The sequence below is a fragment of the Syntrophales bacterium genome (genome assembly GCA_026417625.1).
GTDB lineage: Bacteria > Desulfobacterota > Syntrophia > Syntrophales > UBA8958 > JAOACW01.
In genome coordinates, this window is record JAOACW010000003.1 from 64,348 (window position 1) to 81,233 (window position 16,886).

13 protein-coding genes are annotated in these 16,886 nt (G+C 44.6%); all 13 read right to left on the reverse strand.

The features are described 5' to 3' along the window. The 13 genes from N2317_03050 to N2317_03110 all read right to left on the reverse strand — a co-directional run bounded on the left by N2317_03050 (position 1) and on the right by N2317_03110 (position 16,689). On the reverse strand, positions 1-549 hold the full coding sequence (locus tag N2317_03050; protein MCX7816478.1) for an ATP-binding protein: 549 nt from the start codon (positions 547-549) through the stop codon (positions 1-3). Then, positions 549-1,289 carry a PHP domain-containing protein gene (locus N2317_03055; GenBank protein ID MCX7816479.1) on the reverse strand — a complete coding sequence of 247 codons (741 nt, stop codon included), beginning with the start codon at positions 1,287-1,289 and terminating at the stop codon, positions 549-551. The genes N2317_03050 and N2317_03055 overlap by 1 nt, the downstream gene beginning before the upstream one ends. Positions 1,290-1,311: 22 nt before the next feature. Beyond that, complete coding sequence (locus N2317_03060; protein ID MCX7816480.1) at positions 1,312-1,650, reverse strand: DRTGG domain-containing protein; 339 nt, start codon at positions 1,648-1,650, stop codon at positions 1,312-1,314. Positions 1,651-1,666: 16 nt separating this feature from the next. Beyond that, a complete protein-coding gene (locus N2317_03065) occupies positions 1,667-2,110 on the reverse strand; it encodes a hypothetical protein (GenBank protein ID MCX7816481.1) in 444 nt (147 codons plus the stop codon). A gap of 1 nt (position 2,111) precedes the next feature. Further along, entirely contained in the window at positions 2,112-2,471 is a 360-nt protein-coding gene (locus tag N2317_03070) for a DRTGG domain-containing protein (protein ID MCX7816482.1), read from the reverse strand. Between the two features lie 97 nt (positions 2,472-2,568). Further along, positions 2,569-3,996: an amidophosphoribosyltransferase gene (gene purF / locus N2317_03075; GenBank protein MCX7816483.1), complete on the reverse strand. Its 1,428-nt coding sequence runs from the start codon at positions 3,994-3,996 to the stop codon at positions 2,569-2,571. A 22-nt stretch (positions 3,997-4,018) separates the two neighbouring features. Continuing rightward, positions 4,019-7,237, reverse strand: a complete 3,219-nt coding sequence (carB, locus tag N2317_03080; protein ID MCX7816484.1) for a carbamoyl-phosphate synthase large subunit — start codon at positions 7,235-7,237, stop codon at positions 4,019-4,021. Beyond that, entirely contained in the window at positions 7,221-8,375 is a 1,155-nt protein-coding gene (gene carA, locus N2317_03085; GenBank protein ID MCX7816485.1) for a glutamine-hydrolyzing carbamoyl-phosphate synthase small subunit, read from the reverse strand. The genes carB and carA overlap by 17 nt, the downstream gene beginning before the upstream one ends. A gap of 18 nt (positions 8,376-8,393) precedes the next feature. Further along, positions 8,394-9,725, reverse strand: a complete 1,332-nt coding sequence (locus N2317_03090; GenBank protein MCX7816486.1) for a glutamine synthetase family protein — start codon at positions 9,723-9,725, stop codon at positions 8,394-8,396. A 45-nt stretch (positions 9,726-9,770) separates the two neighbouring features. After that, positions 9,771-12,116, reverse strand: a complete 2,346-nt coding sequence (locus N2317_03095) for an FAD-dependent oxidoreductase (GenBank protein ID MCX7816487.1) — start codon at positions 12,114-12,116, stop codon at positions 9,771-9,773. A 2-nt stretch (positions 12,117-12,118) separates the two neighbouring features. After that, complete coding sequence (locus N2317_03100) at positions 12,119-13,744, reverse strand: glutamate synthase-related protein (protein MCX7816488.1); 1,626 nt, start codon at positions 13,742-13,744, stop codon at positions 12,119-12,121. After that, the gene (locus N2317_03105) at positions 13,633-14,847 is read right to left on the reverse strand and encodes a glutamate synthase (GenBank protein MCX7816489.1); all 1,215 of its coding nucleotides are present in this window, start codon (positions 14,845-14,847) and stop codon (positions 13,633-13,635) included. Before N2317_03105 ends, N2317_03100 begins: the two co-directional genes overlap by 112 nt. A gap of 297 nt (positions 14,848-15,144) precedes the next feature. Further along, a complete protein-coding gene (locus N2317_03110) occupies positions 15,145-16,689 on the reverse strand; it encodes a sigma 54-interacting transcriptional regulator (protein MCX7816490.1) in 1,545 nt (514 codons plus the stop codon). Positions 16,690-16,886: the final 197 nt, after the last annotated feature.

A 16,886-nucleotide genomic window follows, 5' to 3' on the forward strand; every position in this document is an offset into this window, starting at 1 on the left:
TCAGGTTTCTGCCCCGATTTTTCGCAGCCCTTCGTAAACACACTTTCTTATAAATGTCAACACTTCAGTCCTGTTTATGGGAATGTCATCCAGTATTTTTCTTATTTCTTTTGTGCTGAACGAAAAGCGTTCATCATCGCATATGTGTTCGTATTCGATGTCCATCTCAGGGTTTCCGGCTACGATGGCCATTATGACACCGGCCATATCTCCCATGGGTTGACGATCTATGTGGCTTTTTTGAAAGGAGAACTTCAGTTTTGTTCCCACATTTGGTGATGAAAATATCTCTAGAGTTCCTCCTGTCTGTTCTGTCGCTTGATTTATCATTGCCAGACCTAGACCGAATCTCCTCTCTTGCTTGGTGGTAAAAAAGGGATCTAGCGCTTCCTTTAGTGTATTCTCGTCCATGCCTCTTCCGTCGTCTTCAATCTCAACCTGTATGATGTCTCTTTTAGTGTTTTCCTCAACCTTTATGCGAAGATTTTTTGCTCCTGCTCTTGCGGAATTTTCTGCGAGATCTAGGATATGGAGGGCTATCTCCTGCACTAATAATCTTCCTCCACGTATCTGCCTTTTTTATTTTGTAGCGCCTTTGCTATCTCGTTGAATGTGGCTTTTTTAACATTGATGACTGTCGAATGCTTTCCTATGTCTTTTAGATAATGAGCGTCCGATGATTCTATAAGAGGAAAATGGTTTAACTCTGGATATTTTTGGCGAAAGCTTTTTCGGTTGCCTCCTGTAATCTCCAAGGCGTCAAAGTTCATTGTTTCGTCTATAAAACCTAGTTGTCCTATCACTCCAAACGCCTGTCGGTCCACATGGGAGGCGATTGCAAGACCTTTGAGGTGATGTATCATATTCACAACGTCTTGTAGTGAGAGGGTTGTGGCGCCGAGGAGAAATCTATCATTTATCTTTTCCACAAAATCTTTTTCGTTAACCACCGCTTGGCATCCGAATAGTTCCTCGTTGTTTTGTCCTGGCAGATGATCATATATGTACCTTTGGAAGGTTTGAAGTTGATAGATGGATTTGAATATCCCTAAGACGTGAACTTCCTCTTTTGTAGTCACCTCGATACCTGGCAGAATAAGGATACTTTCCCCTTTTGCGGCTTTCTGAACGTACTTTACGTTTTCTGATGCGTTATGGTCGCATATGGCAATGACATTGAGACTTTTTTCAATGGCTTTTTTAACAATTGCCCGGGGGGTCATGGAGAGGTCCGCACATGGGGACAAACAGGTATGAATATGAAAATCACATAGGAGACGATCGAGCATATTAAAGAATAATGCCGGTGATTTAATGTCCCAGTAACTTATAAAGTTTGCCGCCAAGCTCGAACGCGGACAAACTGGACGTCAAAATGGGTATGCCCTCTTTTTCGGCTTTTTCTATGGTTTCCCTTGTGGGTTCTAACCCATTGCAAATAACAATGGCAGTATGATCTTTGAGTGACGCTACAGCCACAATGTTCTGGTGCGTCTGACATGTTATCCATAAATCGCCTTCCTTGCTTGTTGCCATTACATTGCTCAAAAGGTCGCCGATATGACCTCCTTTTACAACGCTATTTCCTTTTTCCTTTCCACATCGGAACTGAAGATCCAGTTCTTTTGCAATAGTTTCAAGAGTTTTCATGTTTTTCCACTGCCTTTTAAACTAAATTTATTACCATTTTTAATCTGGTTCCCCGTCCGTATTCGGATTTTATTCTGAAGAAATTAGAATAATTCTGTATGTTTGGCAGTCCCATACCCGCGCCGAACCCCATTTCGCGGATTTTATCCGTTGCCGTGGAGTAACCTTCCTGCATGGCGAGTTCAATATCAGCGATACCTGGTCCTTCATCTTGGGCTTCTATTATTATTGAGTCTGGCATGACCTTTATGTTGATTGTGCCAATATATGCATAAGAGACGATGTTTATTTCTGATTCGTAGGTAACAAGTACCGCTCTCCGGACTATTTCAGGGGGGAGATTGAATTTTTTTAAGATATTTTTGACTTTACCAGCTACTTGTCCTGCTTTGTCGAAATTACCTCCCTCAACTGTGAAAGTCTGGTCAAGAATGACCGTTCCGGAATTTTGATTGTTCATTTTATTCAACTTTCTGGATACAACCGACTATGCCTCTGGTATAAAGACGTCCGCAAGATTCGAAGAGGATATACTTCGTGGCGAGTAGTGGAATATGGAGTTCTTCTGCCAGCCTTATCGTTTCAATTGGTGGTCTTTTTCCGCGAACAAATATTATCGCGGCGATATCCATAACATCTGCGGTTCTTACAACCTGAGGGTTTGTCAGCCCTGTGAGAAGCATACTACCTGGTTTGGCAAACGCAAGTACATCGCTCATTAAATCAGCGCCAAATCCAGTGGAAACTTCTTTCTCTAATTGATCGTGGCCGACGAGAACATCAGCCTCTAGTATTTCTTTTACGTCGCGAAGGGTTAGCACTTTACCTTTCTGTTTCGGTGGACTTGATGGTAAGGGTTACCATAGGAGTGCGACTCTGTCAATTGTAATGTATACGACAGGTTGTTAATTGATGATGCTAAAACGAACTTTCTTCTTCCGGCAGGTATTTTCCCATTTCAGGAGGTACGCTGATAGGGTATTTCCCTGTAAAGCAGGCAAGGCAAAATCCTTTTGGATCAAGTGTTGTCGCCTTAAGCATACCTCTCAAACTCAGGTAGTATAGAGAATCGAGACCAATGTATCTTGCAATTTCTTTGGTGTCTTTCTCCGCAGCTATTAGCTCGCTTCTGGAGGAAAAATCTATCCCGTAGGGGCAGGGGAAGCGTGTTGGTGGACAACTGACAGCCATGTGTATCTCTCTCACTCCTATGCTTCTTAGATGTTCCACTCTGCTTTTGCTTGTGGTGCCTCTCACTATAGAATCATCGATAATGAGTATTTTTTTGCCCTTTAAAATGGATTTAACCGGATTAAGTTTAATCTTTGTGTCGATATCACGGATCCGCTGCGATGGTTGGATAAAAGTCCTACCTACGTAGTGGTTTCTTATCATACCCATTTCAAATGGTATATGACTCTCTTCGGTATAGCCGAGTGCTGCATAAGTCCCTGAATCAGGGAACGGCATGACTAGATCAACGTCTGGACGGTATTCCTGGGCCAGATACTTCCCCAGGTTTTTTCTAACGTTGTAGACGTTTACTTCGAATATTGTGCTATCCGGACGGGCAAAATAGATCAGTTCGAATATGCAAAACGAACGTCCCTTTTCTTTAAATGGTTTGAGGCTATTCAATCCTGAAGAATCAATGATGATAATTTCTCCCGGTTCCACATCCCGCACGTACGTCGCACCAATAAGGTCAAGCGCACAAGTTTCAGAAGCTACTATCCAGCCGCCATGGAGTTTCCCTAAACATAGTGGGCGAAAACCCCTAGGATCACGAATGGCAAACAGTTTATCCTCTGTGAGTAAAGTGATACTATATGCTCCCCTTATCTCTTCAAGGGCTTTGATAAGCGCTTCCTCTAATTCATTTCTCAAATTGTGAACCATTAGGTGGAAAATGATTTCGCTATCCACAGTGGACTGGAAAATGGACCCCTTTCTTTCCAGTTTTTTTCGTAGTTTTTTGGCGTTTACGATGTTTCCATTATGAGCCAGGGCGAGGGATTGGTTTCTGTGATGTATTACGATTGGTTGTGCGTTCGCGAGAACTGATAGACCTGCTGTTGAGTAACGGGTATGTCCAATGGCTATGTGGCCGTGTAATTTACAGAGGATTTCTTCATTAAAAACTTCGGATACAAGTCCCATACCTTTGTGGGAAGCTATCCGTTTCCCGTCTGCCACCGCAATGCCTGCACTTTCCTGACCACGGTGTTGAAGGGCAAATAATCCGAGCATGGCTAGGCGTGCTGAGTCTAAAGGTCCGTATACACCCACTATTCCACATTCTTCCCGTGGTTTATTAGGGCTGTGGAAACTCTCAACTCTTATCATTGCTATCTGAGTGTGTGTGATATTACATATGAGTTATTAATTTGTAATATTCCTGAAGCGACTTTACGTTCCATTTTTTGTGTCTCAATGCGGAAAGTGCTTCCGTTAAAGCCCATGCACCAGCTATGGTTGTGAAGTAAGGAATGTTATACATAAGTGCGCTTCGGCGGATGTGGTAGCCATCGAGTGATGACTTTCGTCCCATCCCTGTGTTAATGACTAGATGTATGTCTCCGTTTTTAATGTGATCTACAACATGAGGACGACCTTCACTTATTTTGGGGATAATTCCAACCTTTATCCTATGTTCACGAAGTACCTGCCCTGTTCCCCGCGTAGCCAAGATGGAATAACCCATTTTTCTAAGTTTTTTAGCTATGGGTACGATTTTAGTTTTGTGAGAGTCGTGTACGCTAATGAACACCGTTCCACGAAGGGGGAGGTTCATGCCTGTTGCCATCTGTGATTTGGCGAAAGCTATACCAAAGTCGCTTCCTATCCCCATGACTTCCCCTGTTGATTTCATCTCCGGACCTAGTAGTACATCTACGTTTGGGAATCTTTTAAATGGGAAAACAGCTTCTTTAACGGAAATGTGTTTTGGCCATACTGTTTTTGTAAAACGGAGTTCCTCAAGGGATTTCCCCAGCATGATCTTTGTGGCGATCTTCGCAAGAGGTATACCAGTAGCCTTACTGACAAATGGTACCGTCCGCGAGGCCCGGGGATTCACTTCGAGTACATAAACATCGCCGTTTTTAATGGCGTATTGAACGTTCATAAGGCCGATTACATTCAGTTCTTTCGCAATGAGTTTCGTTTGCCTTTCGATTTCAGCAATTATTTCGCGAGGTATAGTTATGGGTGGTAGAACGCAAGCACTGTCTCCGGAATGGATACCTGCTGCCTCGATATGTTCCATAATGCCGCCAATTACTGTGACTTTTCCATCACTAATCGCATCCACGTCAACTTCAATTGCATCTTCGAGAAATTTATCTATGAGGACGGGACTGCCTGGCGAGACAGTGATTGCTCTCTCCATGAATGTGGTAAGTGTATGAGGATCGTATATGATATCCATCGATCGTCCACCCAGTACGTAAGATGGCCTTACCAGAACAGGGTACCCTATTTTTTTGGCAACTTTCAGTGCGGAATCCACATCGTTAACTGCGTCACTATCCGGCTGTTTGAGCTTAAGTTTTTGGACTATTTCCCTAAAAAGTTCCCTATTTTCCGCACGATCGATACTTTCTGGCGATGTTCCAAGAATTCTGATATCCCGGAGAGCAAGACCTTTGGCGAGATTAAGTGGTGTCTGACCACCGAATTGTACAATGACTCCCAGAGGATTTTCTTTCATAACGATGTGAATAACATCCTCCAATGTGAGAGGTTCGAAGAATAACCTGTCGGATATGTCGTAGTCTGTACTTACTGTTTCCGGGTTGGAGTTTACCATTATACTTTCAATTCCTTCTTCTCTTAGGGCAAGTGATGCGTGAACGCAACAGTAATCGAATTCAATACCCTGACCTATTCGATTTGGTCCACCACCAATAATGAGCACCTTTGGTTTTGTTGATGGGATGATTTCGTCTTCCATTTCGTAGGTAGAGTAGTAATAAGGGGTGACTGCTTCGAATTCGGCCGCACAGGTATCCACCTGTTTGTAGACTGGAACGATGTTTTCCCTTATGCGCATTGATTGGATTTCCGTTTCAGATTTCTTCCAGAGCTCACCGATCCTCTTGTCGGAAAATCCCATTTTCTTTGCTTCTCTAAGTGCTGTTGCCGAAGGTTCAACTTTTTCAAAGTTTCTTTCTGCCACCACCAGTTCTCTAATTTGGTACAGGAACCAGGGGTCTATTCCGGTTAGCAATGAAATTTCCTCAATTCCCATACCCAAGTTTATAGCTTCCGCTACATAAAAGATGCGCATGGAATTAGGGGTACGGAGTTTGTTTATGAGGAATTCTTTAGTGAACGATGGTTGAGATGGGAGGTTTAGGAGTATATCGAATTTACCTATTTCAAGAGATCTTATTGCTTTTTGCAGGGCTTCCTTGAAGGTTCTCCCAATGGCCATGGTTTCTCCGACTGATTTCATAGAAGTTGTGATCACGTCTTCAGTTTCGGGGAATTTTTCAAACGTCCACCGAGGGATTTTTACCACACAGTAGTCTATGGTTGGCTCAAATGAAGCCTTTGTTTTTTTTGTAATATCGTTTGTGATTTCGTCTAGGGTATAGCCTACGGCCAATTTGGCGGCTATTTTGGCGATGGGATAACCTGTAGCCTTCGATGCAAGAGCTGATGAGCGTGAAACCCGAGGGTTCATCTCGATAACCATCATTTCTCCCGTTTTGGGATTAATGGCAAACTGGACATTAGAACCTCCTGTGTCCACACCGATTTCCCTCATAATAGAGATGGCGGCGTTCCTCATTTTTTGGTATTCCACATCTGTTAGTGTTTGGGCTGGTGCAACAGTTATGGAGTCACCAGTGTGAACACCCATAGGATCTATGTTTTCAATGGAACAAATAACAACTACGTTGTCTGCTCTATCTCTCATCAACTCAAGTTCGTATTCTTTCCAGCCTACAAGGGATTCCTCCACCACTATTTCGCCTGACATACTGGCTTCAAGTGCGACTTTTGCAGCATCCAGGAGTTCTTCTACGTTGTACACGATCGCACTTCCTGTACCGCCCAATGTAAAAGACGAACGAAGAATAAGGGGGAATTTCATTTCTGTTAACAGTGACTTTACTTCACTTATGTCTTTTACGATTTTGCTCTGCGGAACCTTCAACCCGATAGCTTCCATTGATTCCCGGAAGAGTCTTCTGCTTTCCGCTTTACGAATGGCCTGAAGTGAGGCCCCTATTAACTGGACTCCATATTTTTCAAGAATCCCGTTTTCGGCCAAGGCGACCGCTGTATTTAATCCAGTTTGACCTCCTACCGTGGAAAGTATCGCATCGGGATGTTCACGTTTGATTATTTTTTCCAAAACTTCGGGAGTTATGGGTTCAATGTAGGTTCTATCTGCCATTTGGGGATCAGTCATTATAGTAGCGGGATTACTGTTGATGAGGATCACCTCATACCCCTCTTCCTTGAGGGCTTTGCAGGCCTGCGTGCCCGAGTAATCAAACTCACATGCCTGGCCAATTACGATGGGGCCTGAACCGATGATGAGGATCTTTTTTAGATCATTTCTTTTGGGCATTTGTTCCTCTGTTTTTTATCAAGTCGATAAAGATTTCAAAGATGTACCTTGTATCGTGCGGCCCGGGGGCTGCTTCAGGATGATACTGGACACCTATGGCCATGATCTCTGGGAAGTATATACCCTCCACAGTTTCGTCATTGAGGTTCATGTGTATTATGCTGCTTTTTTGAAGGGAAACGGGGGTCACTATGAAACCATGGTTCTGGGAGGTTATCTCAATTTTTCCTTTCAATTGATTCAGCACTGGTTGATTGAGACCACGGTGACCAAATTTTAGTTTTTCTGTTTTTCCACCCAACGCCAACCCTAGAATCTGGTGGCCGAGGCATATGCCAAAAATAGGAACTATTCCCAATAGTTTTCTGACTGTATCCACTACGTAAGTTAGTGCTGCTGGATCACCGGGACCGTTGGAGAGCAGCACACCGTCCGGTTCGGAAGACAATATCTCTTCTGACGACGTATGCGCAGGAACCACTAGTACTTTACAATCCAGTGCCTCTAAACAGCGGAGAATGCTGAATTTAACCCCACAATCAACAACGACAATTAAGGGTCTTCCCAACTGTTTGGAGATGCTTTTCAGATCATATTCTATCCATTTTCTGGTTCCCCGTTCCCATAAGTACGGTTTAGGAGTCGTAATGGGAGACACAAGATCTTTTCCTACAAGGCTAGGGTAAGCCTTAAGCTTTTCAAGGAGTGCGTTTACATCTGTGGTTTCTGTGGAGATTGCCCCTTTCATGGCTCCTTTATCGCGTATCCTGCGGGTCAAAGCTCTCGTATCTATGTCCTCTATACCGATTTTCCCATGTGCTTCTAAAAACTCACCTAGTGTTCTCTGGGAGCGCCAGTTACTGGGATAAGGTTGGTATTCCTTTACTATGAATCCTTCCATGTAGATTGTCGCTGATTCCATGTCTTCATCGTTAATCCCGTAATTACCTATTAACGGGTAGGTCATCGTTACGATCTGTCCGTAATAAGAGGGATCTGTGAGGACTTCCTGATAGCCGGTCATCCCGGTGTTAAAGACAACTTCCCCGAAAACCTCTCCTCTTCCAGCAAATGCTTTTCCCTCGAAGACGCTCCCGTCTTCAAGGACAAGCAAAGCTGGAAGAGTGAGTTTTTTCATGTTCATTCGTTTTAACTATTATAGCATCGGCAGGTATTTTTCAATCTCATACTGACTCACGTGTGTTCTAAAACGGTCCCACTCAACCTTTTTGTTTTCGATGAATTTATCGAAAATATGATCACCAAGGGCTTCACGAACTAGATCGCTCTTTGAAGTTATCTGTAAAGCTTCGTAGAGGCTTCCAGGAAGGGATTCTATACCAGCTTTTTCCCTTGCTTTTTCATCCATTTCAAAGATGTCCTCTTCTATCGGATCCGGCAGTTCATATTTCATTTCTATACCTTTTAGGCCCGCAGCAAGCATCACTGCAAAAGCCAGGTAGGGGTTGCAAGCCGGATCGGGAGATCTGAACTCTATTCTGGTTGCCTGTTCTTTTCCAGGTTTATACATGGGAACACGAATCATCGTTGACCTGTTACGCCGTGCCCAGGATACGTATACAGGAGCTTCATATCCAGGCACGAGACGTTTGTAGGAATTGACCCACTGGTTGCATACCGCTGTGATTTCTCGAGCATGTTTTAGAAGGCCTGCAATGTATTGTTTTCCCACTTCTGAGAGGTGATACTTGTCTTGTGGATCGAAAAAGGCGTTTTTATTTCCCTTGAAGAGGGATTGATGTGTGTGCATCCCGCTTCCGTTCTGTCCAAACAGAGGTTTGGGCATGAATGTTGCGTAGACCCCGTTTTGCCTTGCTATTTCCTTAACAGCTGTTCGGTAAGTCATAACTTTATCAGCCATAGAAAGAGCATCGTCGTACCGTAAATCTATCTCGTGTTGGCTGGGGGCAACCTCGTGATGGGAGTATTCAACCCTTATTCCCATGTCTTGAAGCGCAAACACTGTCTGTCTGCGAAGGTCTGTTCCTCTGTCAATTGGCAGCCCGTCAAAATAGCCACCTTTATCTAGGATCTGGGGAGAATCGTCACTCACAAAGTAGAAGTACTCGAGTTCAGGACCTACGTAAAAAGTGTAACCTTTCTCTTCTGCTTTTTTTAACGCTCGTTTTAATGCATATCTAGGATCGCCCTCGTAAGGTGTTCCATCAGGATTGAGTATATCACAAAACATGCGTGCAACAGGCCTGTCCATTGGTCTCCACGGGATAATCTGAAATGTTGTAGGATCTGGTCGAGCGATCATATCGCTTTCCTCTATCCTGCAAAATCCCTGGATGGATGAACCATCGAACCCCATTCCTTCTTCGAGTCCTTCTTCCAGTTCGGAAGGTGTAATGGCGAATACTTTCAACATTCCGAGTATATCGGTGAACCAGAACTGGATAAAACTGACCTCACGCTCTTTGACAACTTTTAAAACGTCCTCTTTTGTTTTGCATGCTAACATTGGTAAACCTCCTTGTGTTATTTGGGTAAAAGCAATAGGTTGTGATCATTCCACCGGTGTGTTTTCTATGAGACACCAAACTCCTGTGGGACACGCGTTTACGCAAAAACCACAGCCTATGCATTTTTCATCGTTTGTTTGGTATTCGAATTCGTTGCCATTCTTTTGGGTTCTCGTTATTGCCCCCTGGGGACATATCGATTCGCAAACACCGCAATCACGACACACACCACAGGAAGCACAGTTTTCTGCCCATAACTCTAAACTGTTGATTGTAGGATTGCGCGCCTCTAAGTACTCCAGTTTTACCCTTTTGGGATCCACTGTAAGTTTTTGTTCAAAAATTTTCCTCTTATCCCTGATGATACCGTCGATTATTTCTGCGACAAACCGACCGGCCCCTATCGCTTCTGTTAGAAGACCCTGTCTCACTACATCACCAATCGCAAACACCTGGGGATCACTGGTTTGATAGTTTTTATCCACTACGATGAAACCTTTCGAAGTAGGTATTTCTGGGGGTAGAAAATCGAGATCTGGTTGATCGCCTATGGCTACGACAACTGTGTCTGCAGCGATGAAGCTTCCGTCTTTTAAGAATACGCCTTCATCGGTTATGCGATCTGTGAAACAAGGCCAGCGGAATTGGGCACCCACTGCTTCCGCCGCTTTACGTTCCTTGCCGAAGGAAGCAGGTTGCTGTATATCTATTAACGTGACTTCTGTGGCTCCTCCGCGAATGGCCTCCACGGCCACGTCACAACCCACGTTACCGGCACCGATCACCACCACCTTTTTGCCCACTTTGATGTTTCCTTGTTTACTCTGTTTGAGAAAGTGCGTTGCAGGGATGCTCTTTTCAATTCCAGGTACGGGAAGCATCCGGGGCTTCTGAGCTCCTGCAGCGATTATGACAAATGTGTATTTTTCCTTAAGCATTAAGAATTTTTCTTTAGTTACGTGGAAATTGGTGTGAATACGTATCCTCTCCTCTATTCGTTTCAACTCATGTGCGACAACTTCCTCTGGTATGCGACTCGTGGGAATTAGGGATGTGATTTTTCCTCCTATTGTTTCTGATTGTTCGAAGATTTCAGGTTCATGGCCTTTCATCCAGAGTTGCCAGGCGACAGACAAACCAGCTGGACCTCCCCCAATGACGGCTATCTTGTGACCACTTTTGGGCAAGGGTGAAGGCGGCTGTGCCTCTAAGCTCGCTTTGCCAAGAACTGTGACATCCACCGGCGAAAACTTCATTGTTTTTCTTGTGCAGTTTTCCATGCACAAATTTGGGCAGAGATGCCCGCAGACTGTTGCGGGGAACGGAGTGTAGTGTAGAGATAGATCAATGGCTTCTTTTACGAGACCCTTGCGAATTAATTCCCACCTTTTTTGGACGGGTATTCCAGTGGGACAGTTTGCTTGACACGGAGGGAAATACTTACCGTTTTCCCAGACTGGGATGAACCTCCGTAGATCTCCAGTGGTAATCACCTCTATAGAACTTTTATCTATGTCTATAATATCACCTATTAGTCCACCTGTTCCTAGTTCTCTCTCCCAAACTTCTTCACGAAACTGCTTTATATTTTTTGCTATGTTCTGTTTCCTCTCATGGGGTTTTCTGGCTACCAGGACGAGCCAGTCGTTTCTTTTGGTACCCAGTTCATGGAAGAGCTCTGGCAATCCGATGATCTTTAGGAAATTCTGTAAATTATTAGAAAGCCAGTTCCACTCCTCATCATCCGGTTCCTTTATCATTGCATCTTCTTCGCTGTATCCTTTGTGTTTCCCACGGAAGAAGATCTTGCCACCAACCATTCCCACACAGGGACGATGACCCAAGATGTTGTCAACTCGGTCCGTGTTCCATCCACATATTACGGCAATCCCCCCTGCCATAAACTCAGCAAATGCGTCACCCACACTACCTAGGACCCAAAGTTCTGGTGGATCGTAGCGTGGGTTATGTTTTGTCATCGTCATACCCCGAGCACCAATATCACCGGCTACGAATATCTTCCCCTGCGCCATGGCGTTACCTGTTCCATTCGAGGCGTGACCTCTTATGACAATTTGAGCACCAGTATTTAACCACCCTACGTCGTCTGAGGCTGGCCCGTCCACTTCTATAAACGTATTGGGAGCTCCCATTGATCCTAGCCTTTGACCAGGTGCACCAGATATCTTTAGGAATACCTGATCCCTACCGGCAGACCATAAGCGACCACCTATCCCATGTTGACCGTACGCTATTACATGGATTTTCCGATGTCCTTCTTTAACTGCATTTTGAATGCGCTCCTCCAATACCCGGGAATCGACGCGCATTCCGTTCTCCATACCCGAAATTGTAATTGTATACTGGTTCGGTTCTTCTTTTTGTCTCATGTCTAAACTACATATTTTATTTCCAGCCTCTTTGCGGCATGGTAGTCTGAAATCCCAATGGCATCGGACATACCTATGGGAAGTGAAGTTGAACGCCCTAAGGGTGCTACGATTTTTTTTAGTTCGGTGTCAAAGCTGACAAATATGTCTACTGTGCGTTCCGCAACCTTTTCAGGGTCTAGACGTCTGTACAGTCTTGGATCCTGAGAAGTGATGCCTTTGGGACATTGACCTGTATTACAGATGTTGCAACGGTCATTTTCTGAGCCTACGCAGCCCCCTGCAGCTTGGAGTATGTACTTGCCTACCTGGACACCGCTTGCACCCAACATGATGAGTGCTGCGGCATTAGCAGCTAGGTTTCCTGTTTTTCCAACTCCACCGGCGGCGAAGAGAGGAATTTCATTTTGTTTGCCCACTTTAACGAGATTTAAGTAGGCATCACGTATATTACTCGCTATGGGATGGCCCATGTGATCAAGAGAGACGTTATATGCCGCGCCTGTTCCGCCATCCTCGCCGTCGATGGCTAGGGCGGCGGCGTATGGGTTTCTTGTGAGGTTGTTTAGCACTGCCAGAGCGGTGCTTGTTCCTGAAATTTTGGGATACACCGGCACCCTGAAACCCCAAGCCATGGCCATTGACTGGATCATTTTCGCTACAGATTCTTCTATGGAATACATCGTTTGATGTGTTGGTGGACTTGGCAAGCTAACGCCGCGAGGCACCCCCCTTATTGCGGCGATTAGTTTATTCACCTTGTACCACTCCAGTAACCCACCATCTCCGGGCTTCGCCCCCTGACCGTACTTTATCTCCACTGCACATGGGTCCTCCACCATGTCCGGTAGTGCATGGATGATCTCGTCCCAACCGAAATATCCACTTGCAACCTGGAGGATGAGGTATTTCAAAAAGCGGGATTTCAGAAGTCTTGGAGGACAACCTCCTTCTCCGGTACACATCCTTACGGGCATGCCCAGTTCTTCGTTCAGGTAAGCAACGCCCATCATAAGGCCCTCCCACATGTTTGGTGAAAGTGCACCAAAGGACATGCTACCAATGATGAGAGGATAAATTTCCCGAACCGGTGGTATCCAACCGTCTTCGCTTTGAATCCTGATCATCTCTTCAGGTGGAAGAATTCTCCCGAGAAGCGTGCGTAGCTCGAATTCGTGACGTCCCGCATCGAGAGCAGGGTCGGTTAACATGGAGATACGGATGAATTTTATTTTGTCGAGAGTACTGTCGGTCGCGTTTCTTCTACCCCCCCTTCTTCGCGGTGAACCACCCAGGTTGTTGTGAAAACGCCATTTATCAATTTCCTCACTATGAACGGGGAAGATAGCGTTATTAGGACAGACCAGGTTGCACATGCCACATCCGTTACAGGCGCGATTTGGGTCGGTATGTTGATCTATGCCGTAGTAAATTCCGTAAACATTGGAGGGCCTCTGCAAGAGACCGATAGAGATATCTATGACCCTTTTTCTGTGCACGGCAAGTTCTATAGCCCTTACGGGGCAAACCGCTGTGCACCTGCCGCAGAGAGCACATATCTCTTTATTCCAGATGATTCTCCACGGGAGGTCTCTTGTCCCCAGTGTTGACGGGGCAACTTTTCCCACTGGCTCCATTTTTCGAGTTTCCTCCTGTCTTTTCTTACAATTGCCATGTCGTACTTGAGTGGTTGGAAGTCTTTCTCTTTATCACGGTGCGGTATTGCTGCTTCCAATCCACACATTTCTGATGAAAAAACAAATATTCCCGGTATTCCTCCTGCTACACCCGGACGCAATTTCTTGCTATCCTGGACCATGAACAGTGTTTTATCGGGTGTGCAGCCTATGACACAGTTTGGACCATCGATAATGAGAGGGCGACATGCTATCTTTAGCATGCGCAGCCAATTACCATCTTCGTGCTGTCTCAGTTCCTCATCTGTTAGTGGTGTTATAATGTGCTTGAACATTTCCAAACTTAGCCCAAGATGCTTCATCGTGTAATGCAGAATGTGGGTAAACACCTCAGAATCTGAATAGTATCCGGTGTATCCTGGGAAATCCCGCGATTTCAGAAATTCTTTTATGGGTACGAAAGCTGTATTCTCTCCGTTCGTCATTGTAGAGAATCCCTGTATGAAGAAGGGATGACAGGCGTAAATGTTGATGGAATAATTTGTATTCTGACGACCTTGGGCTAAGATAATTCGAGCAGATAGTTCTTTACGATCCAAAGAGAGATATTCCGCGATGGTTAGGGGATCTCCAACCTCTTTGATCATGATCACATCCGGCCAAAAGCTGAAGACAAACATAGAACCATCATCTAATCCCCTCTTTTGAAGGTGAAGGCGGATTCTCAAAAGATGAAATTCTCTTTCTTCGCTCCCAAGTTCATTCCAATTTGGAGGGCAAGAGTAGACCCTTATCAGGTAAAGATCCCTTTTCGGTGTTCCAGGAGGTGGATCTCTTCTTGGGTATATAGAGATTTCATCCACCAAATTAAATTGATGTTCGTTCATGAAAGAATCGAGATATTTGACACCTTCCCTTGAGAAAGTTCCTGAGAGAATGGGATAATCTCTCAGCTTTTCGAAATCTCCGGACAGGTCCGTCATGAACAAACCCACACCTGACCCGTCGTGTCCCTCGCGCATAACGTCGAGTGCATTAAAGGCAAACATTGGCGAAAGAGGGTTTTCACTTGTGACTGCAAACAATCTGCACATACTGGATCCCTAAGCTATGTTCTCGTTGTTTTGTAATCTGCTAATGTTGTGCCAGGCTTTGCAGATTTATCATTGAAATGAATTTATTAACATTTTAGGCCTTTTTTGGAAGTTACATTTATGGGACTTCTAGTTAGACTGATGGAAAAATTACAAATTTGTATCTTAATTTTTTTCGTTTTCTTTTTTTACAGGTAAAACATGGGAATCTCTACTAATTTTAAGAAAGTAACATTTTTGTTTTCTTTCCTTTCGGGGTGTGCAAAAATGTTTCCAATTCTGGGAATAGTTTGGTGTTTATATATTGCTTTGATTTCTGCGAGGTCGGAACTGCCACGGGTCAATACCCAGTTTTTGGATCTTGTAACGCAGTATTCTTTTGGTTGTTCCCAAGATTCTAGCGGCTTCTGATTGATTTCCATGCGTCTCTTTGAGGGCGTCTATGATAAGGTTGCGCTCTTGCTTTTCTATCACCTGTTTTAGCCGGCCTGAGATTTTCTTTTTTCCTTTTTGAGTATCTTTTGTGGTGTAAGACTGGAGTGATGGGGGCAGGTGAATGGTTTCTATGGACTCACCGTCCGCTAACAGTACGGCCCTCTCAATACAATGCTCCAATTCTCGGACATTTCCCGGCCATGGGTAATTTAGAAGTGTCTCCAGAACCTCAGCTGAGATACGTTTTACAGGTCTATTGAACTCCTTTGCGTATTTTAGGACAAAATAGTCAGCGAGTAGTATTATGTCGCTGCCTCGTTCTCTTAAAGGCGGTAGATATATAGGAAATACATTGAGGCGATAGTATAGATCAGACCTGAATTTTCCTGATTTTACATCGTTTTCGAGATCTCGGTTGGTCGCCGCTATTATTCTCACGTTCACTTTAACAATCCTTGTGGAACCCAGTGGTTGATACTCTTTTTCCTGTAGTACCCTCAATAGTTTAGCCTGGGCACTTGCCGAGAGTTCCCCCACCTCATCGAGGAAAATAGTTCCACCGTCTGCTTCCTCGAAACGGCCTTTTTTACGGGTTACAGCACCAGTGAAGGCCCCTTTTTCGTAACCGAAAAGTTCGCTTTCGATTAGGGTGTCGGGAATAGCCGCACAATTGATGCTTACAAGGGGACCTGATTTTCTCGAGCTGTTTAGATGTATGGCTCTGGCTACCAGCTCTTTCCCCGTTCCTGTTTCCCCGTGTATGAGCACATTTGTACTCGTGTTGGCAACTACGGAGATCTGGCCATAGATTTCTTTCATTGCTTTAGAATTACCGATTAATTCAGGTAAGAGAGATTGGGTTCGGCCTATTATCAATCTCAAACGTCTATTCTCTTCTTCGATTGCCCGAGTGTGAACAGCCCTCGCTATTAGTTCGGCAACTGAGGACAACATGGCCAATTCTTGGTCGAGATTGGATACGTTCTGCGCGACCTTGTCGGCTGATATTACACCTACAACTCGATTGTCGTATTTTATGGGAACGCAGAGGAACGCAAGTTCGGATCTATTGAGGGAACGTCTTGCTCCCGTGCGGTCTAAGAAAAGTGTTTCTTGTCCAAGGTTAGCAACAGCTATGGGACGTCCAGTTTGAGCGACCATTCCGGTGATGCCTTCTCCCGGTCTGTATCTAACCTCCACATTTTCAATATCAACATCATGGGCTACGTCCAGCCAAGCTTCACCTGTTTCCCTATCCAATATGGAGATCATTCCCCTGTTCATTCCTAGTCGGTTGCTCAACTCGTTCAATATTTCTTCCAGCTGGTCTTTTAGGTTCCCCGGTTGTGCCAAAATCCGAGCAATGGCATGTAGAGCGGCAAGTTCTTCGTATGTGTGGATGCTCATAGTCTTGAAATGCATTGAAAAGCAAATTTTTTTAAAATTTTATTTGTTTTTGTACTGGTTGTCAAAACGTATCATATACTTGCGATGAGTCATGCACTTTGTAAAAGTGAATTAGTAATTTTTCATCGGCTTGCCTAATCAAAGGACAGCAAATGGTGTGCCAATGGATGTAACTACCATGTGTCTTAAAGTCTCCG

Coding starts and splice junctions, on each gene's coding strand:
- carB (MCX7816484.1), bottom strand. CDS start 7,237: ATGCCCAAAAGAAATGATCTAAAAAAGATCCTCATCATCGGTTCAGGC.
- N2317_03060 (MCX7816480.1), bottom strand. CDS start 1,650: ATGAAAACTCTTGAAACTATTGCAAAAGAACTGGATCTTCAGTTCCGA.
- N2317_03065 (MCX7816481.1), bottom strand. CDS start 2,110: ATGAACAATCAAAATTCCGGAACGGTCATTCTTGACCAGACTTTCACA.
- purF (MCX7816483.1), bottom strand. CDS start 3,996: ATGATAAGAGTTGAGAGTTTCCACAGCCCTAATAAACCACGGGAAGAA.
- carA (MCX7816485.1), bottom strand. CDS start 8,375: ATGAAAAAACTCACTCTTCCAGCTTTGCTTGTCCTTGAAGACGGGAGC.
- N2317_03090 (MCX7816486.1), bottom strand. CDS start 9,725: ATGTTAGCATGCAAAACAAAAGAGGACGTTTTAAAAGTTGTCAAAGAG.
- N2317_03110 (MCX7816490.1), bottom strand. CDS start 16,689: ATGAGCATCCACACATACGAAGAACTTGCCGCTCTACATGCCATTGCT.
- N2317_03105 (MCX7816489.1), bottom strand. CDS start 14,847: ATGTGCAGATTGTTTGCAGTCACAAGTGAAAACCCTCTTTCGCCAATG.
- N2317_03095 (MCX7816487.1), bottom strand. CDS start 12,116: ATGAGACAAAAAGAAGAACCGAACCAGTATACAATTACAATTTCGGGT.
- N2317_03055 (MCX7816479.1), bottom strand. CDS start 1,289: ATGCTCGATCGTCTCCTATGTGATTTTCATATTCATACCTGTTTGTCC.